This is a genomic window from Levilactobacillus muriae, assembly GCF_045862015.1.
Taxonomy (GTDB): Bacteria; Bacillota; Bacilli; order Lactobacillales; family Lactobacillaceae; genus Levilactobacillus; species Levilactobacillus muriae.
In genome coordinates this window covers 190,007-216,714 of record NZ_BAAFRU010000001.1, presented here as the reverse complement: position 1 = coordinate 216,714, position 26,708 = coordinate 190,007, and the positions used below count along the sequence as shown (strand labels likewise).

At 48.5% G+C, this 26,708-nt stretch carries 21 protein-coding genes; 9 read left to right on the top strand and 12 right to left on the bottom strand.

Annotation, left to right across the window (positions count from 1 at the left end; translation table 11 throughout):
* Positions 1–55: 55 nt before the first annotated feature.
* Positions 56–1,099, top strand: a complete 1,044-nt coding sequence (locus tag ACKTSF_RS00935; RefSeq protein ID WP_407885757.1) for a YeiH family protein — start codon at positions 56–58, stop codon at positions 1,097–1,099.
* A gap of 52 nt (positions 1,100–1,151) precedes the next feature.
* On the opposite strand, the gene ACKTSF_RS00930 is transcribed toward ACKTSF_RS00935, so the two are convergent.
* The gene (locus ACKTSF_RS00930) at positions 1,152–1,757 is read right to left on the bottom strand and encodes a cadmium resistance transporter (protein WP_407885755.1); all 606 of its coding nucleotides are present in this window, start codon (positions 1,755–1,757) and stop codon (positions 1,152–1,154) included.
* Positions 1,758–1,827: 70 nt separating this feature from the next.
* Here ACKTSF_RS00930 and ACKTSF_RS00925 point away from each other — a divergent pair, with 70 nt between their 5' ends.
* Complete coding sequence (locus tag ACKTSF_RS00925) at positions 1,828–2,166, top strand: ArsR/SmtB family transcription factor (protein ID WP_407885753.1); 339 nt, start codon at positions 1,828–1,830, stop codon at positions 2,164–2,166.
* Positions 2,167–2,738: 572 nt separating this feature from the next.
* Here ACKTSF_RS00925 and ACKTSF_RS00920 read toward each other — a convergent pair.
* The 7 genes from ACKTSF_RS00920 to ACKTSF_RS00890 all read right to left on the bottom strand — a co-directional run bounded on the left by ACKTSF_RS00920 (position 2,739) and on the right by ACKTSF_RS00890 (position 12,234).
* Positions 2,739–4,274, bottom strand: coding sequence for a multicopper oxidase family protein (locus ACKTSF_RS00920; protein WP_407885751.1), 1,536 nt, complete (start codon positions 4,272–4,274; stop codon positions 2,739–2,741).
* An 812-nt stretch (positions 4,275–5,086) separates the two neighbouring features.
* Positions 5,087–6,880, bottom strand: a complete 1,794-nt coding sequence (locus ACKTSF_RS00915) for a heavy metal translocating P-type ATPase (protein ID WP_407885749.1) — start codon at positions 6,878–6,880, stop codon at positions 5,087–5,089.
* A gap of 131 nt (positions 6,881–7,011) precedes the next feature.
* The gene (locus tag ACKTSF_RS00910; protein ID WP_407885748.1) at positions 7,012–8,331 is read right to left on the bottom strand and encodes a collagen binding domain-containing protein; all 1,320 of its coding nucleotides are present in this window, start codon (positions 8,329–8,331) and stop codon (positions 7,012–7,014) included.
* A gap of 262 nt (positions 8,332–8,593) precedes the next feature.
* Positions 8,594–8,998, bottom strand: a complete 405-nt coding sequence (locus ACKTSF_RS00905) for an iron-sulfur cluster biosynthesis family protein (RefSeq protein ID WP_407885746.1) — start codon at positions 8,996–8,998, stop codon at positions 8,594–8,596.
* Between the two features lie 223 nt (positions 8,999–9,221).
* A complete protein-coding gene (locus ACKTSF_RS00900; RefSeq protein ID WP_407885744.1) occupies positions 9,222–9,602 on the bottom strand; it encodes a GntR family transcriptional regulator in 381 nt (126 codons plus the stop codon).
* A gap of 38 nt (positions 9,603–9,640) precedes the next feature.
* Positions 9,641–11,461: an FtsX-like permease family protein gene (locus ACKTSF_RS00895; protein WP_407885742.1), complete on the bottom strand. Its 1,821-nt coding sequence runs from the start codon at positions 11,459–11,461 to the stop codon at positions 9,641–9,643.
* 14 nt (positions 11,462–11,475) lie between these two features.
* Positions 11,476–12,234: an ABC transporter ATP-binding protein gene (locus tag ACKTSF_RS00890; RefSeq protein ID WP_407885740.1), complete on the bottom strand. Its 759-nt coding sequence runs from the start codon at positions 12,232–12,234 to the stop codon at positions 11,476–11,478.
* A 300-nt stretch (positions 12,235–12,534) separates the two neighbouring features.
* On the opposite strand from ACKTSF_RS00890, the gene ACKTSF_RS00885 reads away from it, so the two are divergent.
* The 3 genes from ACKTSF_RS00885 (at position 12,535) to ACKTSF_RS00875 (ending at position 14,997) form a co-directional block, all read left to right on the top strand.
* Positions 12,535–13,485, top strand: a complete 951-nt coding sequence (locus ACKTSF_RS00885) for an aldo/keto reductase (RefSeq protein WP_407885738.1) — start codon at positions 12,535–12,537, stop codon at positions 13,483–13,485.
* A gap of 228 nt (positions 13,486–13,713) precedes the next feature.
* Entirely contained in the window at positions 13,714–13,986 is a 273-nt protein-coding gene (locus ACKTSF_RS00880; RefSeq protein WP_407885736.1) for a hypothetical protein, read from the top strand.
* Between the two features lie 351 nt (positions 13,987–14,337).
* Positions 14,338–14,997 (top strand): TetR/AcrR family transcriptional regulator, encoded by a 660-nt coding sequence (locus tag ACKTSF_RS00875; protein WP_407885735.1) that lies wholly within the window; start codon positions 14,338–14,340, stop codon positions 14,995–14,997.
* Between the two features lie 22 nt (positions 14,998–15,019).
* On the opposite strand, the gene ACKTSF_RS00870 is transcribed toward ACKTSF_RS00875, so the two are convergent.
* The 3 genes from ACKTSF_RS00870 to ACKTSF_RS00860 all read right to left on the bottom strand — a co-directional run bounded on the left by ACKTSF_RS00870 (position 15,020) and on the right by ACKTSF_RS00860 (position 20,975).
* Positions 15,020–17,185, bottom strand: a complete 2,166-nt coding sequence (locus tag ACKTSF_RS00870) for a WxL domain-containing protein (RefSeq protein WP_407885733.1) — start codon at positions 17,183–17,185, stop codon at positions 15,020–15,022.
* A 259-nt stretch (positions 17,186–17,444) separates the two neighbouring features.
* Complete coding sequence (locus ACKTSF_RS00865) at positions 17,445–19,595, bottom strand: lectin-like domain-containing protein (RefSeq protein WP_407885731.1); 2,151 nt, start codon at positions 19,593–19,595, stop codon at positions 17,445–17,447.
* Between the two features lie 174 nt (positions 19,596–19,769).
* The gene (locus tag ACKTSF_RS00860; RefSeq protein WP_407885730.1) at positions 19,770–20,975 is read right to left on the bottom strand and encodes an MFS transporter; all 1,206 of its coding nucleotides are present in this window, start codon (positions 20,973–20,975) and stop codon (positions 19,770–19,772) included.
* 123 nt (positions 20,976–21,098) lie between these two features.
* On the opposite strand from ACKTSF_RS00860, the gene ACKTSF_RS00855 reads away from it, so the two are divergent.
* From ACKTSF_RS00855 to ACKTSF_RS00840, 4 genes are all read left to right on the top strand, one after another.
* Complete coding sequence (locus ACKTSF_RS00855; RefSeq protein WP_407885728.1) at positions 21,099–21,461, top strand: winged helix-turn-helix transcriptional regulator; 363 nt, start codon at positions 21,099–21,101, stop codon at positions 21,459–21,461.
* Between the two features lie 530 nt (positions 21,462–21,991).
* A complete protein-coding gene (locus ACKTSF_RS00850; protein ID WP_407885727.1) occupies positions 21,992–22,552 on the top strand; it encodes a hypothetical protein in 561 nt (186 codons plus the stop codon).
* Between the two features lie 324 nt (positions 22,553–22,876).
* Entirely contained in the window at positions 22,877–23,809 is a 933-nt protein-coding gene (locus tag ACKTSF_RS00845; protein ID WP_407885726.1) for a hypothetical protein, read from the top strand.
* Between the two features lie 9 nt (positions 23,810–23,818).
* Positions 23,819–26,134 (top strand): CDP-glycerol glycerophosphotransferase family protein, encoded by a 2,316-nt coding sequence (locus tag ACKTSF_RS00840; protein WP_407885725.1) that lies wholly within the window; start codon positions 23,819–23,821, stop codon positions 26,132–26,134.
* A 134-nt stretch (positions 26,135–26,268) separates the two neighbouring features.
* Here the strand turns inward: ACKTSF_RS00840 and ACKTSF_RS00835 are convergent, their stop codons facing one another.
* Positions 26,269–26,706, bottom strand: a complete 438-nt coding sequence (locus ACKTSF_RS00835) for an Rrf2 family transcriptional regulator (RefSeq protein WP_407885723.1) — start codon at positions 26,704–26,706, stop codon at positions 26,269–26,271.
* Positions 26,707–26,708: the final 2 nt, after the last annotated feature.

Genomic DNA, 26,708 nt, shown 5'->3' with positions numbered 1-26,708 from the left:
TTATAACCAACTTCCGGTAAACTAGGTTTAGACATTTTTTGAGGAGGAAATTCTTTTGGATATTCGTACAACTGTTGTGAGCCGTGGCTTCTGGCTGGCCTCGCTCCTAACTTTAGTCTGTGCCGTTGCCGGTAGCTTCCTGGCACAGCTACCTTACTTAAACCTAGTCGGTGCCTTGGTCATCGCGCTCCTGTTAGGTATGGCCTGCCAGGTTCAGCCCCAGGTCATCAACGCCAACCGGGCTGGTATTGGCTTCATCAGTAATAAATTTCTGCGTCTTGGTATTATTCTTTTAGGCTTTAAATTAAATCTGGTTCAACTCGCCCAGGCCGGCGTGAAGACCATTACGTTGGCTATCTTCGTGGTGACCGGTATGGTACTCCTGACTTACAACCTCAGCCGGAAACTCGGCGTGGAAAAGGAGTTGGCCATTCTGACCGCCACCGGGACCAGTATTTGTGGGGCCGCTGCCGTCATGGGCGTATCGCCACAGATCAAGGTACCCGCTGACAAGGCCGAACGGCAACGGGAAAATGAAGTCTTGGCCGTCGCCATCGTCGCTATCTTGGGAACAGTCTTCACGTTGATTGAAATTGGTCTGAAGCCATTGCTCCACCTAACTGCCGTTCAATTTGGGGTGCTGACTGGGGGCTCGCTCCACGAAATAGCCCACGCCGTCGCCGCAGGTAGTGCCGGTGGTCCAGTCAGTCTGGACACCGCTATCATTACCAAGCTCTCACGAGTTCTCCTGTTGGCCCCCGCAGCACTGATCATTGGTTGGTGGTACCAACGGCAATCACGCAAAGCTAATTCTGAAGCGGCAGCCAATGAAGTCCCAGCAAAATTACCAATTCCTTGGTTCATGGCCGGTTTCATTCTGACCAGTATCATCGGCACTTTCCTGCCACTCGGTGACGTTGCTCTGGCCGGCCTAGTTAAATTGGCTTACATCTTCCTGGGCATGGCCATGGCTGCCCTTGGGATGAGCGTTAACTTCCGTGTAATCTTCCAGCGCGGCGGTAACGTCTTCCTGGCTGCCACCATTTCATCAGTCATCCTGATGACCTGTGTGACAATTGCCAGCAAGCTATTCTTCTAACTCTATTAAGGCAAAAATAGTGAACCGTCAGCGATTGACGATTCACTATTTTTTAGATCATGCCAACTAAGTGCTGAATCGTCCCGCTATCCCACAAGATATACAGACCAATCAACAGGTAAACGGCGATTGTAATGTAGCGTCCCTGTTTTTCCAAAACCTTTGCTACCTTAGGCAGACACGCCAATCGATACCCAATCTCCCAGAACAGGACGACCATTATCGCAAACGTCAGAAGTATCAACGGAATCGCAGTCGGTGCCACCGTGGTAAAGATGGGCACGTAAATGCCGATGTTATCCGCGCCACAAGTTGCTATCGTAATTAAAGCGACATTCCAGATAAGGCTCTGGGGCTTCGCCACCTTGGCGGCAATCTCCCCGGTGTCATCGTCGTCCCCTTGAATCCACAACTTGATTCCCAAATAAATTGGAATCAAACCGAGGAGTCCCAACAACCACGGTGATGGTACGAATCCCAAGAAAAAGGCCACTATCAATGAGCTACCAACCAACACGATTGTTCCCAAAAAATCCCCCGCCAACACTAACCAGCGGTCTTGGTGCTTTACGCGGGCGAAAATTACCATTAGAATAATTAAGTAGTCGAGTCCGGTGGAAATATATGCCGTGACTCCCGTAAGGATCGTTTTTAACATGTTGCCATCTCCTCATGCATGTTATCTACAACATATGTTACCATCTACATATGAAAGGAGCAACCTTTTTATGCCGGATTCTGAAGAAAAAGTCACCTTGATTGATCCACGAATGGTTCAGGCCTCACAATTAATCTTTAAATTACTCAGTAATCCCACCCGCTTACAACTGCTCTATCTCTTGGAACAACAAGAACTTAACGTTAGTCAGCTCAGCGAGTTATTGACTGTGGAACAGTCTGTGATTTCCCACCAACTGGCCCTGTTAAAGAAGGAACAGTTAGTTGCCGTTCGTCGCGTGGGCAAACAAAATTTCTATCGTCTGGATGACCCGCATATTCTCGATATCGTCAACGAAACCTTGGCTCACGTGGACCACGTGTTGCGGGGGAAGACCCATGGACATTGAGTGACGCCGTGGACCAGTTGAATTTTTTCAATATAAAACCGCAGATACCATTTGGAATTAACCAGATGGTATCTGCGGTTTTGGGTATTTAGACTGAATTTAAGAGCTGGCTGAGAAGAACTGGACTGGCTTACAAAACTAGTTTCGTTCTCGCCTCGGATATTCGGAAATAAGCGGCTTTTGAAACGCGTTCAGTCTGGCAGGTCCCTGCGCCTAGAAAGCTCAGAGCCTCATGCTTGTAGCCGGCCGTTACTGATTAGTTTGGCTTAGTTCGTTAGACTTTCTCTCGCCAGAATGCCCGGAAACTTGCGACTTCTGAAACGTGTTCAGTCGGGCAGGTCCCTGCGCTTAGAAAGCTAAGTCCTCCTGTCCGGCACAGGTTGCTAATGGTTATTACTTTAGCTTCAATCGTCAAACATGCTCTCGCCAGGATGTCCGAAAATATGCGGCTTCTGAAACGCGTTCCGCAAGCCAGACTCTTCCGCTTAACCCCATTAAGCACCGGCTCGGTTCCACCGAGCTGGCACTTAATGACGTTAATGCTCAGAGTCTAAGCGGCTTGCCTCACGCTCTTACATCTTCATTCCCATCTTCTCATACGAACTCATTCCTGCCAGGTGGAGATCCTTAACCGCAATCCCCCGCTCCTTGGCTACCGCGTTCATTAAGGTATCCATATCCATTAATTTATAAGTTTGTGGATGGTCTGGGTCATAGGCTTCAATTTGTGCCATCATGCCGCCGTCTTCGTGCTCGATGATGTGGCAATGGTACATGTAAACTCCAGTATGCTCGAACCAGACCTTGATGCGGACCGTTTCGCCCGGGTTGACACCGACCGTGTCCTTGAAGCCACGTTCGTTGGGGTATGGTGCCTTGCCATTCCGCGAGATCACTAGGAATTGCGTCCCATGCATGTGGAAGGGATGAACCATCCCGGCATCCATGTCGTTGGTGTTAGAAACGTCCCACAGCTCGACGTTCCCTACCCTTTGCTTGGCGTCAATTCGTTGCATTTCAAACTTCTTGCCGTCGATCATGACCTGTTCGTCCATCCCAGACATCACGACCTTACGAATCGGTGTCTCCGGCGTGACTTCTGGATTGGGAATATCAACGAGATGTTCTGGCAACTTGGCTGCATCCGGCTTAAAATCGTGAATCCGGAAACGAACCAATGGCACGTCGTCGGAATACAGCGTGACCGTTTGCCCCGGCTTAACTTTGCCAAAGTCCACAATGATTTCGGCCCGTTCCGCACAGGTCAACATCAAGTGGGTAAATGAAATCGGTTCTGGCATGACACCACCGTCTGAGGCAACCTGCGTGAATGGCAGGTCGTCGCTAAAGTGAAGGCGCCACTCACGCCGGTTAGCGCCATCCAAAATGCGTAGCCGTAACCGTTGCGTCGTCACATCAAAGTAAGGATTAATTGTCCCATTAATCATTGCTGTTGGCCCTTGGACCCCGTCTGGATCGTAATCAGCTTCGTAATCCCACTGGTTATCTTCATGGAAACGCCGGTCTTGCAAGACTAACGGAATGTCATCGACCCCGTAATTTCTAGGAAATGGCAGCTCAGCCTCTTGATCATCAGTCACCAATGCCAGTCCTGCCAAACCCTTCCAGACCTGTTCGGCCGTTGAAGGACACGGATGGGCGTGAAGCCATAGCGTTGCGGCCGGTTGGTCGACTTTAAAATCAATATGTCGTGTCTTGCCAGGATAAACTGGCGCGTGACACCCACCATCGGTGTAAGGTCCCGGGACATTCAAACCATGCCAGTGGAACGTCGTCAATTCAGGTAAACTGTTTTTCAAATCGATATGCATCGTCTTGCCCTTAGCGAAGACAATGGTCTGACCAAGTAAACTCCCGTTATATCCCCAGGTCTTGGTCTTCTTGCCAGGCAACAGTTGCGTCTCTCCAGCTTGCGCCTCAACCGTATAGTAAGTATCTGTAGCGGTCTCCCTGTCAGGCTTTAAAAGTGGTGGAATCCGCAGTGGTTGTTGCGGCGTATCTGGCTCCTCCAGTGGTATGTAGCCCCCGTCATGTGTGTTAAAAGCCGGTTCATCAAAGAAATAATCGGTGTAGATTGATTTTGTCATCTTTCAGGCTCCTCTTCGATTTGATTTGGCAACACTGTACAGGTCTATGATAACGCATTCACCAGTTTGGGGGAAATGAACTCTCCATTACCGAAAACGCGTTGAACTTTCCTCAAAAACAAAAAGGCCGCCCCTAGGCAGCCTTTGTAAAATCCAATATTCAAGACAATAACTTAAGGTTGAAAGATGAAATGTTCATGTTACTCTTGCGACAGTAAGGGTTGTCACCGTTAAACTAGTTGAAATGGGCGCACTCCGGCGGCCAGGAATTCCGCTTGCTGTGGGGAACGCCTCCAGCCAAAGGACGGGCTGGGGGCTCGCCTGAAAGCCGCCAAGTTCAGGCGTCTCTCAGGTCGTCCCACGATGTAAGGCCGGGAAAGAATCGCCCGGTCTAACATCGTCGACACGGCTAGCTGCATCCCTGGCCGCCTCCGGCTCTGATTGTGCACGTCAATTTCAAACGTGGAATTCCGGATGAGTGCTAACGTTTTAGCGTAAATCAATAACGTTTCTATAGGCATCATCTGGCTATATAACCTTGGAACACCCAAGTAAGCCGAGAGGTCGGCAGATATGGGCTCAGGCGCGTCGTTCTACTTAGTCAGTGGGTTCTTTTCCCACTGGCTTAGTAGAAAACCAAGCTTGTAGACTCGGACCTTTCGAGGCTTCAAGTTGTGTTCGCACCGTTCCAGCTCATATCTGCCGGCCGGTAAGGCGATGGTTGGCCAACGTTGCCTAATTTTAGGCCCAGTATCGTTGTCACAACAGTCATAATGAGTGTTTGGGAACTTTGAACCTTCAGACAATAACGCCTACCGGTCCGTCCGCGCCCTTAGCGCGTAGAGAATGGTAACCGTATCCACAACTTCTTGGAAGACGGCCCCAATGATAGCCGGAATCACACCGAAGCTGGCGATCAACATCAACCCGGTACAGATGAAGATCCCGATTAACACAGCCTGTTTAGCCACACGCATGGTGTCTTGCGCAATCTGACGGGCCGTGCTGACCCGAGTCAGATCATCCTTCAAGACCACAGCATCCGCCGACTCGCTGGCTGCTGTGGCGCCGTGCGCACCCATGGCGATACCGACATCAGCGGTCGCCAGTGACGGCGCGTCGTTGATACCATCGCCCACCATAGCCACCGGCCGTTGTTCGGCTGGCAAATCCGCCAAGACCTTAATTTTGTCGGCGGGCAGACAATCTGCATGCACCTGATCGATTCCGACCTCACCCGCAATCGTTTCGGCGATTGGTCGGCGGTCTCCCGAAATCATCAGGAGATGTTCGGCACCGGCTGTTCGCAGCGCCGTCATCGTTTGACTGGCTTCAGGCCGCACACGATCATTGAAGCTGACATATCCTTGGTAAATACCGGCAATTGAAACGTAGACTGCCGTTTGGTTGGATTTCTCAACAGTATCATCCGTCACGAAACTACTCTTGCCGACACGAACTTTCTGACCAGCCACCATCGCTGCTACCCCTTGAGCGGTGGTCTCATTGACCTTGGTCGCTGGTAATAGCGGTTCAGTCGTGGCCGCAACTAAAGATTGTGCCAGAACGTGACCTGAGTGCTGCTCTGTGCTGGCCGCTAGTTGTAACAATTTCTCCGCGGGCAACGCTGTGACGGGAACGACTTGATCCACGACCAGACGGCCCTGGGTAATCGTTCCGGTCTTATCAAATGCAAACGTCTTGACCTGCGCCAACTTTTCTAGCGTGGTCCCAGTCTTGACAATAATCCCATTTCGGCTGGCCCGACTCATCCCCGATATCAGGGCAATCGGTGCCGCTAGGATCAAGGGACAAGGTGACGCGACGACAAGAACTTCCGCTAACCGAACTGGATCGCCAGAGAAGAACCAAGCCAGACCCGCAATGACGTAGGCCAGCAGCGTGAACGGTACCGCATATCGATCGGCCATCCGTACAAACTTAGCGGGCTGCGACTCAGCTTGCTGGACCAGACGGACAATGTTCTGATATTGACTGTTGTCGGCGGTCTGGCCGGCTTGCAAATAGACCGACGCTTCCCCATTGACACTCCCGGACATAACCATATCACCGGCCTGTTTCTCAATCGGGCGGGCTTCACCGGTCAGCGAGGCCTCGTTAACCGTCGTGGGTCCGGTCGTCAACGTCCCATCAACGGGCATGACTTCGCCAGGCTTGACCAGTAGCCGATCGCCAACAGCAACCAAGCTCACGGCGATATCGGTCAATTGATCGCCATCGGCCCGGTGCGCGGTCTGCGGTGAATTATTTAACAGCTCTTGAAGCTCACTATTAGCCCGACTGGCCGCAAAGTCTTCCAGGGCATCGCCCCCGGTCAGCATCAGCAGAACGATCAATGCCGCCCAATATTCACCCACAGCTAGTGTGGCCAGCACCGCCGTAATGGCCAGCAGATCCACACCGAATTTGCCAGAACGCAACGTCCGCACCATTTCAATAAACATAATAATGGCCAACAGCAGGCCCAACCCAGTAATCACGATCTGTGCCCATATTGCTTGATGATTAACAAACTGGAGCCAGAGTGCGATGGCTCCTAAGATAATGACGAACCAAAATTGGCGATATTGCCGTAATTGTTGCATCATGGTCCCTCCCCAGAAATCATAGTTGTTACCTCGAGTATACCAAAGCTTGTGACTTTTACCACATGTGGACTAAACTATTGCCTACAAAAAGAGTCCAACCGCAGCTGGACTCTCTTGAAAAATTAAGTTTAGAAGTGACGGCGAACAATCACGCCAACACCTAATGTCGTCAGTACCAGAACGCCACCAAGCACGCCGGATAAGTTCCCCTGATCATTGGTCTGAGGTAACTTCGTGTTTGTGGTCTTCGTGGTGCCAGGATTTTCAGTTGCGGTTGCTTTAGCAACTGCAGCCTTTGCAGCAGCGGCCTTGGCAGCTTGCTTTTTAGCAGCCTTCTTGGCAGCTTCTTTCTTAGCAGCCTGTTCGTTTTCTTTATCTTCGCGAGCAGCCTCTTCTTTATCGGTTTCAGTGCCGCCATCGGTATCGGTCGTCCCAGTCCCAGTATCGACATCGGGATCAACGCCAGGTTCCTCGGTCTCGTGCGTGTCACCACCACCAGAACCGCTATTCCCGTTTGAAGAGGAAACCTTCCCATTTGCTTCTTCGGAATTCTTACTCCCTGAGGTGCCCCCACCCCAAGTCATGATAGCCTTGTTTCTAAATTTGTATCCAGAATCGATCAACGATGGGTCAGTCACCTTGGTGTAGTAATCGATGACCACGAGATTGCTGACAGTGTCCTTAAAGGACAAATCAAATCCATTATCATTGTATGTAACGTTGTAGTCGGTTCCTTCAGTCATTGCCGGCTTTTCACGCTTGTAGGTCGTGGTATTTGACCAGTAGCCATTGCTGACGGTCATGCCGTGAATCAATTCCTGATTGGCCCCGATTGTATCGGTGATGTCCAAATTCTCCATATCAATAGCACGCCGGTCGACTAAGATCGTCCACTTAATCGTGCCATCATCCTGTAGCGTCCCTTTCTTTGAAAGGTTGGCTTCATTTTCAACAATATTAATTTGAGATGTGCTACTCCCATTATTTTCGAGTGGGAAAACAACATCCTTTTCACCAGAGTCTTCGTAACGGTACTTCGTCATCATGTTCAAGGTCAACTTGTTATTGGTTTTACCCTCTAACGCATCGTTCATGGTGATCACCACGCCCTTGTCGGATATGACAGCCTCACCAATCACTGTGCCTTCATCGTCGTACACTTTGAAAGTGTCGCCTGGCGTCTTTCCCTTCAAGTTCTCTGGAAAATCAAGTGTGATCGTATCGCCACTTTTAAGTGGTGTGTTCCCAAAGTCCAAGTTGTACTGAACGTCGATCGTATCGGAATGTTTGAAATCCGGTCCGTTGGTGACACTGGCTGAGGTGGTAAAGTCTGCACCATTATAGTGAGTTGCGGCTTTGACCGGTGTCGCCACTTGACTGACAACCAATAAGAACACTAAACTAACGAATCCAATTATCAGTCGCCAAGATTTATTATTTATCTTCAAAAATATCCCCTCCCGAAACTTTTATACATCCAAATTATACGCGCCTGTGCAACCGCTTGGCAACAGTAGCGGGACAAGTTTCGAAAATTGAGGGAAGAACTTCTCGATCTTTGAAGAATCGTCGCTGGTAGCGTTACCAAATATGGTATTCTGGACCCTCAGCATTCTCGTCTTTGGATAACAATCAGTTTGGTTCTCAGTCAAATTTCGTCAAAAAAGGGCCACCAGTCTCATCGACTAGTCGCCCCCCCCAAAAAAATGCTTAGCAGATACGCGTACCCAGCGTTTGCATTTCCTTCTTTAAATCTAATTTTGATTTTTCTTCAGTCGTGTAGGTGATTAACCCAACGGCACTGTCCAAGATACCACTGTCATCCCGCAAGGAAAGCTGGTTGAAGACCCGATCTAAGATCAGCCCATTGCTCAAATACAATTCAGTATCGGCGTTCGTCTTCAATATCCAGTCTGCGTTGTTCTCCAGTGTGATTGGGTACTCAGGATCATCATCAGTCAGGGCGACAAATTGGAATTTATCACCAATGGCACAGGTGCCACCCACCGTTGAGTACCGGTTGGAACCGTCATCCGTGGTCAGTAACAACGTACTGCCCGGTTGAACGTTCTCAGCTAGGTACGCCTTCGCTGCATCTTTAATCGTGATTTCCATGATTATTTCCCTCTTTCTTGCCAGTCATCATCTAATCAGTTGTGCACAATTAACTATACAGTCATTAGGTTAATTTGTAAATCAACTCGACTCAGCGTGACCCTCTGCCCCTTCAATTCTAAGCACCATCAGCTGCCCTGTGTCGCACTATTGGTTGGCAAATACCAAAAAAGCCTGGGGGTTTGACCCCAGACTCCTCATCTAATTCTTTCAACAAAATGGACTAGTCGGTCGACTCATTCTCATATCCACGTTTAATCAGCGCAATCAGCTCGGCCTCTGACAGATTGAGCTTCTTGGCCTCGCTAATGAAGCGGCTGACATAACGGTCATAAAACTCCGCGCGCCGTTTCTCACGAATCGTCGTCTCAGCCGTGGTTGTGACGAACATCCCCACCCCACGGCGCTTTTCGATAATTCCCGCGGCAACTAGCCGATTGATCCCCTTGAGCACCGTTGCCGGATTAATATGAAATTCTTTGGACATTTCTGTCGTGGACGGGACCTGTTCGCCCGCCCGATAGATTCCGGTGAAGATGGCTTCTTCAACCTGCTCGGCCACCTGCAGATAAATTGGTTCCGGACTATCGAAATTAAATTTCATTGTCATTTCCCACATTCTTTGTGAACTCGTTCTGTCGACTAGTCCGTTGGCGTCTTTGGCAACACGATCCGCCAGTAGAGGGTCAAGGTAATCGCATAGTAAATTGCGTACAACCCGATGAAGATGGCAAAGATACTGCCGATACCCAAGTACGGACTCATCGGACTAGACATGATTGGCTTGAACATTTGCAGGCCAAACAGAACATCGATTACTCCCATAATACCAGGAATCAGGAATAAAATCCCAATTTCTTTCGCGATCCCGTGACGCATCAAGCTCTGACGCACCCCAACCTTATAGAGCATCCGGTAACGTTGCTTGTCGCCAGGTGCCCCCGAGAGAATCTTGAACATCAAGCAGGAGGCTAACATTGCCAGGAAAGCGATTCCTAAGAAGTATCCCATGAATTCCAGGCCCCCAAAGATACCGCTCATCATCTCATAACTCTGATAATTTCCGACCGTCATCTGTTCAGGGAGGGCAAAGCGTTTCACTTCCATGCGGTTCAATCGCTTCAGAATTTTTTGATCCTGCACAAGATCCTTGACCCGCACTGTCGTCACAGTCATTGTGGTTCCCTTTTGCTTGGCAAACTGTGCGGCACTGAGAATCTTTGGCGTATAGAAGCCCATATCCTTGCGAACGGCTAGGCTTTGAAAATCAAAATCCTGGCTGCCACTCTTCTTGAATTTGGCAAGGGACTCCGTATAGAACTTCGGGTGCTTCAGACTCTTTGCCAGTTGGGCACTCTCACTGAGTTCGAATGGCTGTTGCTGAAGTTCGGCAGCGTTATAGAAGACAATCTTTCCCTGCCGTTTCTGGGTATATGTTGCTTGATGCTTGACGTTTAACTGGTCAATTAAAGCTTGTTCCTGGTCATTCTTATCGTGAATAGCGACAGTATAGGTCCCGATGGAATTGGCCATCAGTGGCAGCTGCCGGTGATAGCCGGACCCCACAGTGATGGCGCCCAGTGCCATGGCGAATAGTAGTGATACGATCGTTAGCATCCGCGTGTAATTGTAGACCCGGAAGTTCAGTTGGCCCAAGAGGAAACCGTTTAAATGCCGCTTGGCCCACTTGGTTCGGCGCAGCCCCTGGATAATCACCAACAGGGTCGCACGGAAGAGCAGGTAGGTGCCAATCGTAATGGTGATCAGGGCGACTGGAATCGCCGTCATCTGTAACGTCTTAATGGCGGCCAACGCCCAGTAGCCGATGCCCAGGAAGACAACGCCTAAAACAGCGGCGACCATCTGCCGAAATGGGTGGCTCTTGGGTTGGTTAGCCTGCTCATCCGTGTGAAGCAGTTTCAACACGGTCGTCCGGGTCAATCGGACCATGTTAAATAACGACGCCAAGATAAAGAGGCCCACGTAGAGCACCGCCGTCGCCATGATGGCCGGCAGATAAAATGCGGACAGATGGGCAAGGTGCAAGCCCAGCATATCCAACAGAAGGCCCACTAAGAACTGGCTCATCAGCAATCCCAGTCCAATCCCAATAGCGGTCGCGATAGCCCCCAGAATCAGTGTTTCCAGGAAGACCAATTCCCCGATTCGCTTCCGAGTCGCGCCGAGCATCATGAACAAGCCATAGTCGTGTTGACGCATACTCAATAGAAAACTATTGGCATACATAATATAGACAATGGTAATCAGAATCAACAGGACTGCCCCGAAACCAAAGATCAAGCTGGCTTGTTTGACCACCGCATTGGCTTTCAGGAAAGCCTGATTGGTCGCCAAATTGGCAAACATGTAGAAGATGGCGGCCGACATGGTCAGTCCCGCCAGTAAGACGAGGTAGTCTCGCCGCCGGTTCTTGATTCCGGCCAGTGCTAATTTTCCTAACATTATTGACTTCCCCCTTACTCGTTAAACGTCCCCAGCTCATTTAAGATCTGCTGGTAAAAGGCACTCCGGTCTTGTTCGCCACGCTTGATCTCGGAACCAATTTGGCCGTCTTTGATGAACAGGATGCGTTGGCAAAAGCTGGCGGAAAACGGATCATGGGTCACCAACAGCACGGACATATGCTGTTTCTGATTAATCGTCGTCAACAGATCGAGTAGCTCACGAGCGCTCGTAGAATCTAGTGCCCCGGTTGGTTCATCTCCCATTAGAATTGAAGGGTGATGCACGATGGCCCGTGCGGCAGCGACTCGTTGCTTTTGACCACCAGATAGTTCGGCTGGGTACTTTTGTAAGAGGTCGGCAATCGACAAGGTCGTGGCAACCTCATGAATAGCCTGATCCATCACTCTGGATGGCGTCCCCTTCAAAGCAAGGGGTAAGCCGATATTCTCTTCAGTCGTCAGACTTTCTAACAAGTTAAAGTCTTGGAAAATAAACCCGACTTCTTGTGCCCGAAAATCAGCAAGTTGATTGCCCCGCATCTTCGTGACGTCATGACCGTTGACCACAACATCCCCCTTGGTTGGGACATCAAGCGTTGAAAGCATGTTCAACAGCGTCGTTTTCCCCGAACCAGAGGCCCCCATGATACCGACAAATTCGCCGGATTCAACCGTAAAGTCGAGGCCCTTGAGTGCCTTGTATTGGCGTTCGTTAGCCTTGCCGTAAGTCTTTTCTAGATTGTGGACATTAACCACAGTATTTGTTGTCATTGTAAAATCCCCCACTCTTTAGTCTATTGGTTAGTTACTTGTGTAATTAACTATAACGGTTGAGCTGGAATTGTCAATCTTTATTTTTGATAGCCGATCTCTGTCACCCGTTTTTCTCCACGATTACTCAGTTTATTCACAAACTAGAACTATGCGGTCACCCCTAAAAGAGAACGACGGTTGACCGTCAGCATGAGCCCGCCATTCCTAGCAGACGAAACTTCGCACGCGACCTTTCCCGAGTTTCGTTGTACAATTAAGGCCGTAAGTCTCAAATCTGAAAACAAAGGAGTTTTTCTGATGAAACAACTGCAATTAGGTGGCAGTAACTGGCAAGCTTCCGCCGTCGCTTTAGGGATTATGCGGATGGGTGTCCTGAGTAAAGATGATGCCATGACATCCCTTCAGGCAGCACACGAGGCCGGCATTAACTACATCGATTCTGCTGATATTTACGTCAACGGCAAGTCTGAAGAGGTCTTCGGTGAAGCCCTCAAAGCGTCCGGTCTTTCACGGAATGATTTCTACATCCAATCCAAGGGGGGCATCGTGCTCGACCCTAACCGGAGCCACGACGACTTGGTCTTTGGCCAACGCTACGATTACGGTAAACAGCATCTGATTGACGCCGTTGATGGGATTCTTTCCCGGATGGGAATCGATTACTTGGATGCCTTTCTACTTCATCGGCCAGATCCATTGATGGAACCGGAAGAAATCGCTGACGCCTTCAATACCCTGCAACGTGAGGGTAAAGTTCGCCATTTTGGTGTTTCTAATTTCAACGTGCAACAATACCTGATGGTTCAAGATGCCGTTGACCAAAAGCTGATGTTCAACCAACTTCAATTTAGCGCAGCTCATGCTGGTATGATTACAGAAGGGCTTCACGTCAATATGGGTGATGTCCCAACGCACAACGACTTTGGCATGATTGAATTTGCACGTCGAAATCACATCACGATTCAAGCGTGGTCCCCATTCCAGTATGGCCTGTTTGCTGGCATGTTTATCAACGATCCGAAGTACGCCGACTTAAATAAGGTTCTGCAGAAGCTGGCCGACAAATATGGCGTTTCCAAGAACGGGATCGCCGTGGCCTGGATTCTTCGTCACCCGGCCAACATTCAAGTGTTGCTAGGGACGATGAACCCCACCCATATCAAGGACAGTGCGGCCGGTGCCGACGTTAACTTAACCAAACAGGAATGGTATGACATTTACCTGGCTGCCGGAAACGACTTACCTTAAAAGTAACAACAATTAACGCGTCATGAAACGCTCAGATTACTTTCTGAACGTTTTTTATTTGCCTGTAAGTCGGCAAAATGCAGGGCTATCAGTCGTTGGATAAAGCGGGTCCAAATTGTCTATAATTTTTTTTATAAAGGGGTTGTACTTTTCTAAAACGGTGTTAAACTGTAGTTGTAATCGAGGGCGAGTGATTACTCGCTCGATAACTAGAAAGGGGATTTTATCATGTTTACCACAACATTTTGGATTCTTGCTATTTGGTTAGTTATCAACGGTATTTGGACTTGCACGGCAACGACAAACCGGGAATTAATGAAGTGGTTTGGCTGGATCAACGTGGTTGCTATTATTGCCGGCTTCTGGGTATTCTACGGTGCTGCTGGCGTCGCTGGTCTGACAGGTTGGTTCACTGCGGTTAACTGGGTTAACGTCATCTTGGCAATTACGCAATTCTACTTTGCTTACAGAAAAACAACTGCTCAGGCACATCAATCTTAAATAGACACATTACTTAAAAAACGGGGATGACTGCGAGCATCCTCGTTTTTTATGGCCAACCGATGACCGAATCCAGCCATCTTCCTTATCAGAAGCCATTTGGCAATTAGTGGCATTTTCCTGCCAAGCTGGTAAACTTAGTGAGAACAGATCTAGCGATAGTAAATTGAATCGTCATCCTATCAGCAATGCCGGCCATTTGGACTGTAGGTAAACTCGGGTTAAACATGTTTCCCCCACATGCCAGAGTCCTTGGCAGTGGCAGGCAACTATTTCAGTAAAAGCTAAGTAACTATAGCGCTCCGTAAAATCTGTGATTAACCATTTAAAACCATAAAAGGTGGTCATACCATGTCTAACAATAAAATTTTGGATCAGTTTCCTGCGACGATTCAGGCAACGAAGGATCTCACACAGAAACAAAAGGACGTGCTGATCGCTAGCATCCAACTGTTTGCGAAACAAGGATACGCCAACACAAGTACCCACCAAATCGCCGTTGCCGCTCATCAATCTGAGGGTACTATGTTTAAACATTTCAAGTCTAAGGCCAACATCTTACGGGTCGCCTTGGAACCCGTTATCTTTCAAATCATTCCCGATGTTGCTGCCGAATTAAAGAAGGATACCCTGAGTAGACCCTTCACCAACCTCCATGATTTTTTAAAAATTTTCGTTCAAAATCGTATGGAATTTGCCGAAGCCAATCAGGATGCTATCAAAGTATTCTTCAGTGAACTTCTCTATAACGAGGATCTCCGCCAAGAATTTATCGAGGTTGCGCGTGATCAATTCATCGGATCCTTTGAAGGAACGGTTACCAAACTCCAAAAACACAATTTAATTATTGACTGGCCGTTTAACATGATCTTTCGTTACATTGCTTCAATCGTTGTTGGTTATATTCTGGATCGTTACGTTCTCTTCCCGGCACGAGATTGGAATGATGAAGCCGAAGCCAAGTATTTAGTCGCCGAATTGGAAAAAGTCTTACAACCAGAACAAGCCTAGACACCACGTCTAGGCTTGTTTTTTATGGAGCATCCGTCAGTTGCCACAGCAGCTCACCACTGTAGTCACCGGCAACGGTATCCCCATCGACTTCGACTAAAACACCTTCGTTTGCCTGCCACTTTCCAGCCACGTCTACCCGTTCGTCATCAGTCTTGGTTGTCTGTTCCTCAATCACCGTCGGCTTATCACCTATTTCCTGTTTGTAATGACTATTTTTTTTGCGATAAATCAGATTCCCACTCAGTTCTTGACCATCTTTACTGATAAACTTTTTGCTAACATTCAGTTGCAGTTTCCAAGAGTTTCCAGCACCACGACCGTCACGGACCTGAAGCTGCCACCCCTTATCCCTGGTAATTGTCTGATGTTTTCCATTCAATTCACCCTTAAAATTACAATTACATGGCATTTGATCAAACGTCAAATCTCCAGAGCGCTGGTTAACTGTAATCTTTAAAGGCTCGGCCGTCTCGTTTTGGTTGGTCGCTCGAACGATAATGTTATTTTTCCCTGCCTTCAACAACCGGTTGGGAACCTTGAACTGAAACTTACCCGATGTTCCCTGCCAAGTTCCCTTGAGTTGATTCATGGTAAAGGTCAGTGCACCAACTTCCACGCGAACACGACTATCTGCCATTGTATCTGGACTAATATCATTTCCGTTATTAGAAAGACGTGCATTAACCGTCACGTCTGCCCCCTTCTCCACATTCACCGAATCCTCGCCTAAATTCTCCAACTTTAGATTAAGCTTTCGCCGCACCTTGTAACCTGCTGATTTCAGTTCAACGTAATGATCCACACCGGAAAACACGACCCTCCGTGGTGGTACATAAACATCATGATCTACCGGCTGCATCTCCGTTTTTAACCAAAAAACCATCGACGGGTTAGCCATGGAAAATGCCTGGTTCGTCATCTGCGCATCAACCTGTTCCGTCAGCAATTCTTTATCGGTTAGGGTATACAAGGCGTGGCCACCGTCGTTCGTAAAGTACCCCCGTATTCGTTTGACTGCCGATAATGCTGGCAACTGGGCCATTGCCGTCGTCAGAGTCCCCGCTGGCGTTGGTTGATCGGCGGTTGCTCGCATCGTGTAGCGTAGTGTCTCGCCAGAGTTGACCACATCTCCCTCTTTAATACGTCGTACGACCGCCAGATTTTTCATTATGTTCGTATCTGCCGATGTTGAAAAGTGTATCTGTCGGGGCGTTTTATCAAGGACAACCAATTGGTTGGCACTATTCCGTTTACCGGTAGATCCCGTAATTCCCCATGTCACTTCGTTAGCCAATGTCTTCTTGTCACTCGACAACTTCTTACGGTCAATCTTTATCGTGTCTTGAACCTCTGGTGTCACTGGCTCGCGAGTTTTGGCATTCTGATCGTTGAAAGCATAAGTTAGCTGACTGGTCTCGACCTGCCAGTTAATCGTCACGTGTCGCCACTGCCCATCAGCCGGATTAGCCATCAATTTAGGCTGTTGATGTCTTAAAGCATAGTAATACTTATTGCGTTGTCCATACTGTTTATACATGGAGGCATCACTGGGATACCCGCTCGCAATGTGTGGTCCCTGACTGGGCACCCCCTCCGCGTCATAGTACTCACCCGCTCCGGGACTGGGAGTTTTGTTCACCGTTGTATCAAATTCCAATGCCCAACTATTCTGAATCGCCCCAGAAGCTAAATTCGCCGGTGTGAGTCGCGAATTCGTATCGCCCGCCCAAACGCCAAGCGATTGGCCCTTTCCAGAGTGTGCAATGGCATGGGTGGCCTCCTCATCATTTTGCAGAACGAAAGCCATTCCAGAACTTTGATTAGCCTGTTTATTTCCAAAGTAGAGCCAAAATGACCAGCTCGTATCATGTGTTAAATTGACTTTGGCCCCTGTTTTACCTAGCTGCTGCGACCAGAGTGCCCCAACCTGTTCAGCTCGTGGCTCGATATTGTCATTGGTAATCTGCGCGATTGACGCTTTAGTCAGCTCCCCATCCACCAACTGCGTCGCGGAATAATCCACGTCATTCGCATCAAACAACGACGATAACGTCATCCCATTGGGGGCAGTCTTAATAGCCGCTTGCATATCTTCATCTAATGCAACTCCAGCAGCCTGGGCCTGACGTTCAGTCAGCAAGCCAATCCCCAGGCATGTTATAATAATAATCAGTAATTGGCGCATGTGTATTTCCTCCCGTAATTTCTTTCGAATTAACACTCGCTTAGGGAGTATACAGCAGAATGCGCCGTTTGACTGTAAAATTAAGCTGTTTTTGCAAAGAATTGTGCAAAACATAGTTGTGCACAACTATAAGTGCTGAGTTAGTGGGCTTTCCTCGTATCTTGAGGGGCCCATTTTTCGAAGGGTTGCCGGTTAAAACTGACTATTTTCATTTCCATACTGATTCTGGAGTGGCACAGTTTCTTTTCTTCAACAGAACCTAACCCTCATTTAGATTCGGCACATCTTCTAGAGACCACTGCAAGTTCCCGGTATAATCGCCATTCAAGGCATCAGCAGCGACTGACAACAGAATTCCCGTGTTAGCGGTCCAGGCACGGTCGATCCAGACAACTTCACTGTCGGCTTGACTAGACTTTTCAGTGACTGTTACAGCATTATTTCCCAACGGCTGCTGGCCATGAGCGGTCAACAACAACGGATACCCATTCAGCTTTCTGCCGGTCGTCGTTGCAAAATTACCAATCATTTTAACCTGCAATCGCCATTTTTTCTCAGGGCCTCGCTCATCACGAACAGCGAGGTGCCAATTATCTTGTCGTTTCAATAATACACGCCGCCCCGTTAGAATTTTCGGTTCAAACGAAGCCTTTGGCGGAACGTATTCAAAACTTAAAGTCCCTGGCGACCGAACCAGTGAAATCGTCAACGCATTTGACGATATTTGGTTACCCACTGCCCGTAGTTGGAGATGATTATCCCCCTCCTTCAACATTTTAGCCGGAATCTGGAGCTGATAGGTTCCCGGAATATCACCTACAACTTGGCTACCAGAAAAATCTGTCATTGCGTGGGACTTCCCATTTAGACTGATTTGCAGAGGATACTGACTAATTATGTCCTCTGAGAGTGGCAACTCTCCGTTTTGTAGCCGTACTTTTATCGTGGCTGTCTCATGGTGTTTGAGCACGTAGACATCCTCTCCCAGGTTGGCCAACCTTAGGTATAGACCACCTGCAATCTGGTAGTCCGGCGCGGTTAACGTCGTTTGATAATTGCCGCCATAGAAATTGGCAGACGCAGCTGGCCGTGTCGTCGGTTGTTTAGCGGGCAAGGCTTTCCCCGTCACTTTAACGGTCGCATGGTGCCGTTGCTTTGCCAGTCCCTTCGACCAGGTCACCCGTATTTGTTTTCCCTTCGGCTTGGAGATTTTTTCTGTGGTCTGATCACTATAGCTTATCTGACCATTGGTAAAATCCAAACCTTCTGGTACCGGCATCGTCATCGTTAACGGCTTCAACTCCTGCTCATCATCGGAGGGCTGGTAATCAAATTCATAACGATAAGTCAGCTGATCGCCCGCAGACACCGTACGCCCTGAGACGACTGATTGCGCCGTCGTCTCATTATCGAGATGTGCGGTGGCATCGACCTTTCCCAATGAGGAAGCGTGATCAATCATAACGAGATTATTCGCGCGATTATCAGGCCCAGTCGATCCCGTAATTCCCCAGTAAACCTTCGTTTGTTCGCTCGCCCCATTCGTCACATCCTTGGGTGCCACCCGGAATATATCTGAATCAAACATTTCCCTTTCGGCATTCGTTGCTGGATCTCGATCATCGTAATAATAGGTCAATCGGCTCGAGTCTGGATCCCAACTCATCGTCAATTGGTGCCAGGACCCATCTGCGCCATGATGCAATGCATTAGCATGGTAGTGCCGCATCCCATAATTGTAAGCCCACGTGCCGTTCACTAACTCTGAGGTCCACAAATAATACGCTGGATCTGCCGGTGACGCGTAAGCAATATGAGGTGTCTTGTTCGTGGCCTGCGCGTTATCGAAATAACCCGTGAGATTATGAATATCGGCATTCACGTGTGTGTCAAACTCTAGTGCCCAGCTATTTTGAATGGCCGTTTGTGCAATCTGTTGTGACAACCCCTTCTGATTACTGGTCACGTGGCCCCAGACACCAAGAGACTGACCACTAGCTGCCAACGCCTGATCACCTTGCGCTGAATTTTGTACGACAAATGCCATGCCTTCACCAGCAGCCTCCCCGCGATCGCCGAAGTATAGCCAAAAGCCCATATCCATTTTCCTAGTCAGGTCGAACTGATTTTTCTGGCTTCCAGATCCCTTCCGTGACCAAATAGCACCTACTTGATTGGGTTCGTCCGGCGTAATTTGCGCAATGGATTTCGGTACGGTTGTCGAATCTAACAGCTTCGTCGACGACCCCGGAATGTTTGTCGTGAAGGCCTGATCCAACGGCATTCCCGCCGGTGCAGTGGCAATTGCATGCGCCAAATCGGCATTTTCGGTCATTGCTTGCGCCTCCCGGTTGTGCCAGATGTTCACGACCATTCCTATCAATAAAAATAAGAATAAAAAATTTTTCACCGTACTCCCCCCTAAGCTGTAGTCGTTAAGGCTAAATTATACCGGAGTGGTCGTGTCAATGGCATAGAAACCTCCTAATATAAACATTTAGGTATTTCAATCATTATGTTAGCGTTTACGTTTCGCGTAAAATAAAACGACAGAGAGTTTTACCTCCCTGCCGTGTCACTGATGCTAATTATGATTAAATTTATTGATCAGTACTTTAGATGGCCGTGCCAAACGGATCAACCCAAGGGTTAAAACGATACTAAAGCCCACCATCAGTGCACCAAACAACGGCGTCCAGCCTAAGCCAAAGCGACTCGTCACCTGACCCCCAATGCCTGAACCCAGAGCAATACCCACATTAAAAGCCGCAATATTCAACGCTGAAGCCATTGTAATGTCAGCCGGTGTATGCTTTTCCGCCAACTGTACAATGTATAACTGAAGACCGGGCACGTTCATGAATGCAAAGAACCCCATCGCTAGAACTGTCAGTAAACCTAGCCACTGGCTGTTTGCCGTGACTGTCAAGAGCAATAAAGTTGCAAATAATCCGGTAAACATTTTCAACAGAGCCGTCAACGGCTTGGCATTAGCCCACCGTCCTCCCAAAGTATTACCGAATGCAACCATCAAACCGTACACGACCAGAATAACGACTACGGCACTACTAGACCATCCCATCTGCTGTTCTAATAATGGTGACAGATAAGTGTAGGCGACGAAGGTCCCCCCATAACCTAGTGCTGTCACCAGTAACGCCAATAACAGTTGCGGATTCCCCAAAACACGAAGAATTCCACGGGCAGTTGCCTTGCTAGGCAAGGGTAGATTCCGAGGGACTAAGATGTAGTCAGCAATCAGACCGAGAACGCCAATCACACTGATGAAGATAAACGACCAACGCCAGCCACCTAATTGACCAATCATCGTTCCCAGCGGTACCCCAGTGACTGTCGCCACAGTGAGTCCTGTAAACATTACGGCAATTGCAGAAGCACGCTTAGAGGGCGCCACCACGTCAGCAGCAATGACGGACGCCACCGTCATAAAGATACCGTGAGCCAGAGCGGCAATGACCCGCCCTGCCAAGAGAATCACGAAGGTTGGTGCAAACGCAGCAACTAAGTTCCCTGAGATGAAGAGCAACATGATGATAACCATTAATGTATGCCGATTGATCTGTCCAGTTAATAACGTCATAACCGGTGCACCAACCATAATTCCCAACGCATAAACTGAGACCGTCAAACCGGCCTGAGCCATGCTCACGTGGAAATTTTGAATTAAAAGGGGAATCAACCCCACACTAATGAATTCAGTTGACCCGATTGCAAAGGCACTGACGGCCAGTGCGAGTAATGTAAATGTTGGTGAAATTTTTTTTGTCATAATAACCTCCTTGAATTGCTAACTCAATAGATATTGATTATACTGGTTAAGAACTCAAGAACAAGAACCCACTTTAAAGTGCCCTACCCACTAAAAAGTAACCATCAGTCAGGAGGCTATTTTATGCCCACAAAAACTTATCATATTGGCGTCGAGGCCACGATGGAAATTATCGGCGGTAAATGGAAATCTATTATTCTCTGTCACTTACGTCACCAAACCATGCGCACCGGTGAGCTAGCCCGCGCCATTCCACAGATTTCTCAGAAGATGTTGACCCAACAACTCCGAGAATTGGAAGCCGCCAACATCGTATCCCGCCATGTGTATCAGCAAGTGCCACCACGAGTCGACTACAGTCTGACCGATTACGGCCAATCACTGTCCGGCATTCTTCACGAGCTCTGTGTCTGGGGTGAAGACAATATCGACCGGCGGCAATCCGATGGAGAAACCATCACGCTGTTGAGTCGCGATGACGTCTAGTCCTTGATCACCAGTAATCCAATAGCTGATACTCTTTGATTACATTCAGAGAGTATCGGCTATTTTTAGCCAATGTCGCACCTTCAACACTTATGAGTTCGATTTTCGTCAGTATTTCTATATGTTCAACCTTCAAGGACAATCCGTTCAGAAACATCGCGCTAGATCCGGTAAGCACCACTGGCCAAGAATAAAGATAATTATATGTGGTGTCAGACCAATTTCTATTGCCATCAAATTTCTCATAGCCGGTCTATCAAGTCCAATTAGACCACCTGCCATCACGACACCTCTACAAATTTTCGCGCGGAGATAATGCTTGTCAGGAACTTCAACGAATGCTATGGTTTAATTAATCCAACACTCTTAACCAAGGAAATTCATTAACAACTGGCCTTATCCAGCCGGTTATTAACATCTTTATTATGTTCGCATATATTATAATTCTGGTAAAGGTGAGTTGAAAATGGTTCTTGACCTCGGTAACACCATGTCTGTCTTTCCGTCCAGCCAAGTGAGAGGAGAATCCTATGAAACATCTAACAGCTAATAATGGTCGCCGACAGATATTTGGCTTATTTTTGACAGTCATCGTTTTAGCCGCCACATTGATTTTACCAACGACCACTGTCTTCGCCTCCAAAACACCCAGTAAACAAGAACTTCGCACTGAAAGAAAAGTCTTCATTAAGAAGAATCAGAAAACACTTAAGGCGGTAACCTTAAACGCCAAGGGACTATCCCTCGCTTGGAAAGATGTTCTCCAACATAAGATCAAGATTCTTAACCGCTTGAAGAAGACTGTTGCCCAAGAAAAGGGAACCGTTTATTCCACAAAACAAGCCAAGGCACTGACCCGCAAGATCAATCAACTACATAAAAGATATGCAACCAAGTTAAAAAAAGTTAAGCGTCAGAATCAATCGTCAAACATTGTCTATAGCTCCTATATTAATGGCAGCTACGTTTCATTCATGAAGGAAAAGGTTAAACAAGTTGGCAATCGGACCTACATCCTCTGGGGTATCCATGAACACAATGGTAAGTTCACCAATTATGGGGGTCACGGCGCTGGCTTTTCAGTCGGGTAATAATTCTGAAACGTTCGTTTACGAGTTACCAATAGGCACACAAGTCCATTAGGAAAAGTTTCCACCTTCAAAGGAATCCCCCATTTGACCATATTTAACTGTCCAAAATGATTGTGCTATGAAATGGTAACTTTCGTGCTCATCCCCTCTCTCGTCCTCCATTTTTGGACACAAGATAGATTCCTCCCTTAATAGACGATTCTGTTCGCCCTTCCAAACTTTTAAATTAGTTAGTGCGTTGATCGGATAAACTCTGTATAATAGGTACGTTATAGCTCTGTCACGTTTCTATAATTAGCTACCTCATCGGAGAAGGGAAATACCATGCACGTATTCGTTAATATCGTGCCGCAAAGCCAGCTTGACTGGGCGTGCTTAAGCACACTCGTCGGGGAGTTGACCAGTCAACACTTTGCGGATGCGTCTTTTAATCTGCAATTACCTACGGATCAGACACTCACACCCGAGCAACAACACCAAGCTTATGCCTGGGATCTGACGGTCAATCAATCACAATCTGCATTAGCACCACACAACTATCTCATTAATTTAAGAGAAACCGACCACGTTCTTCCTGGCGCCTTTCACCAGTGGGCACAAGTCATTGCCAACCATTCTGGCAGTCCAATCAGTCTGTCGGCTTTTGACTTGTCGGAAGACCTAGACACTCAAATCATGGCATATGTTGCCGACCATCAAGAATCCAGTCTACAACAGACCTACCGGCAACTCGCCACGACCACAATTGACGATTCGGATGAACGCCTGCTCACGCTCTGGAGCCTTCAAAGTTACAGTGTCCAGACAAATCTGCAAAACGTTCGGCAACTAACGCAACGTATCCGGCCAACCGGCGTTCTATTGCCAACTGAACGGTTAACATCAACGCTGCCCCTCGTTTCTGCTGCACAGGCCTTCGCCGTCTTACGCCAAGGTACTGATATCGTGCGCCTCCATGTACCAACGATTCAACGCGCGATGTGGGTGGAGGCCACGCCCACTGCTTGGCTCAATGAGTTGACACGGATTGACCCTACCCAACTGGATGTGATGTGGCAGCCTGCTTATGCAGACTACATGCAGGTTCAACTCAATTCTTTGTTGACGTTGGCTGGCCGTAAGCAACTCTCTAAGCAGGCGCACACGACCTTACTGATTCGCATCAAACAACTAATCGATGGGTCTACCCATCGTTGGTCTCGCCTTGGACTCTTGCAACTGGTGTCGCCTCGTTTGGCACATCAGTTGTTCTACTAGGAGGGCCCCATGAAATTCAGCATAATCACGCCCTGCCAACCCGCAGAGTTATCTCAATTACTAGAACTTCGGCACAATTTAATTAATCAGTCTACGCATAATTTTGAATGGGTGATTGCCCTGAATGCCCCACTCGACTTAACCGCACCTGACTGGCAGTTGCCTTTTGCCGTGCACCAAGTCAGCTTTGCGGGTACGACTCTCGGTGCCGCTCGCAATGCCGCCCTAGCCGCTGCAACCGGCGACTGGTTGGTTTTCGTCGATAGCGATGACTACCTGACGGCCAATGCCTTGGCTGAGATTGCGGCTATCCACCCACTTGCCACTGACACGCTGGCAGATCTGTACCAGTACCCTACTTATGAGCCCCACACGTCCTTCGTGGCTAGTCAAGACCAGACGCCCATTGCGGACAGTCTTCCAAAATGGGGCGGCCCTAAGCGGCGGCAACTCAAAAACCGCGCTGTTAATTTGAGCGAGGCTATGCTTAGCCAACTCTCAACCGATCTACAAGTAGCACCAACGGCTATCAATTGGCTGCAACACAAGTATGTTCGCTGTACCGGGGATGATCGGTGGGACCAGTTCAACCGGCAACTGAAAATTACAGGAAAAGTCATCAACCGTCACTTGGTTCAAGACAACCAGTTGACATTCGATACGACCAACGTGCTTTATCCGGACTATACTTTCTTGACGCAGGTCATGGCACGAACCACTAGCTACCTTCGCTTGGCCGATCCAACCTACATTCGGGTAAAACACAATGACCCAATCAACCAACCTTCCGTTCACCAGCTCGAGGTACCTGACCGTTGGCAACAACGAATTGCTGCCTGGCATACTAGCATAGCTGACATTAACGACGCAGACCTCCATCTGGCCTTTAGTCGCTACTGTCTGAACCGGATTCACCGATTCCTCTATATGGCCTTAGCTACTGGCGCCACGGCCGATGAACCGAGTATCACTGACGTTCCGCAACTGATTGTGCAGCTTCACAACTTTTTACAGTTAGTCGATGAGGAAGCCCTTGGCGAAATCTCCATGTTGAGTCGCCATATTCTCAATCGAATTCGGCAACAGCCAGTCTACCCACACCGTGCCATCAACCGAATCGTGCATCTACGGCAGCTTGGCCGGGTAATCAAGCATCGTGGACGCGGTATCACTCGTCTTTCCTACATGTGGTGGTTCACCAAGCTCCCAATCAAGCCCAAGACGATTCTCTACGAATCCTTCCTGGGGCGAAACTTCTCAGATAGCCCTAAGGCTATCTACAACTACCTGCAGACCAACTACCCCGGTCAGTTCAAGCACGTCTGGATTTCCAATCCCGGCGTAACCGGAATGCCAGATAAGCGGCCTAACACAGTTGTGGTAAAACGATTTGGCTGGCGGTATATGTATTATTTAGCCACAGCTAAGTTTCAGGTCATCAACATGCGCCAACCGAAGTGGTTCGTCAAGCGGCCAGGAACCAAGTTTCTTGCGACTTGGCACGGGACACCACTGAAACATTTAGTTTTCGATATGGATAACGTAGCCAGCGCCAACCCGCTCTACAAGCAAATTTTCTTCCAGCAGTCTCGTCAATGGGACTACCTGGTCACGGCCAATCAATTTTCAGTGGATGTGTTCGAACACGCCTTCATGTATCCCGTCGAAAAGATGCTGAAGTCCGGCTATCCGCGAAATGATATCCTGAGTGCCCCGGACCGTGATGCCCGGGCACGTCAGATCAAGGAACAGCTAGGTATTCCGCAAGGTAAGAAGATCATCCTCTACGCACCAACTTGGCGTGACGATGATTACTACGGTGTTGGTGATTACAAGTTTACTTTGAAGCTCGACATCAATCGCCTGCGTCGTGAACTTGGCGATGAGTACGTGTTGGTCTTACGGACCCACTACTTTATCACGGAACACTTAGATACAACTGGTTTTGGTGACTTCGTGTACAACGAATCTAGCTACGACGACATCGCGGAACTCTACTTAATCTCGGATGTCCTGATCACCGATTACTCCAGTGTGTTCTTCGATTACGCCATCTTGAAACGCCCAATTCTCTATTTCGTTTACGATTACGAGAAGTATGGTAGCGTCCTGCGCGGCTTCTACCTGAACATGGAAAAAGATTTACCTGGTCCTCTTTTAAAGACCAATGATGATGTCTTAGCGGCGCTGCACAACTTGCCGCAGGTTACCCGTGACTATGCGACGGCCTACAAGACCTTCAGTCAACGGTTCAATGCTTGGGAAGATGGCCACGCCACGCAACGTGTGGTTGACGCCTTCTTCGATCAAGACGACTTAAACTAAACTTCCGTTAACGTCAAAACGCCCATGCCGGTAATTTACCAACATGGACGTTTTTGCTATCCATTCAATCTATAATCAGAAATAGCTGTCCCTTTAGATACGATAGTCGTCGCTATCCGAGGCTGTCAAACGCATTAAGATTGTTCTTTCTGCCGCTCTCGCTGCCAAATATCAGCAATCAGACTGGCCAGCGTAATGGTAGCCATCTGGGATTCAGCCGCAGCCTGCACCTTAGCGTAGGCCACCCGCAATGTCTCCTGGATGTTGCCACCCACAATACAGTGTAGATTAGTCTGATCATCGATGTGTAATAGGTTGTCATCCGTTTCGACCGCCCGATAAATGGCCAACAGTGAGATTTCCGCCGGATCACGCGTCAATTCTGGTGTGGCCGTCCCCCGCTGTGTCGCAAGCAACCCAGCTGTTCGTAGCGCCGACATCAAGCGCCGAACCAGTCCCGGATTGGATTCAACGCTCAGTGCGATGGCCGTACTAGATAAATCATTATCATGGTAAATTTCAATATACGCCAGAATATGCACGGCATCACTAAGTTTATGGGAATACCGCATGT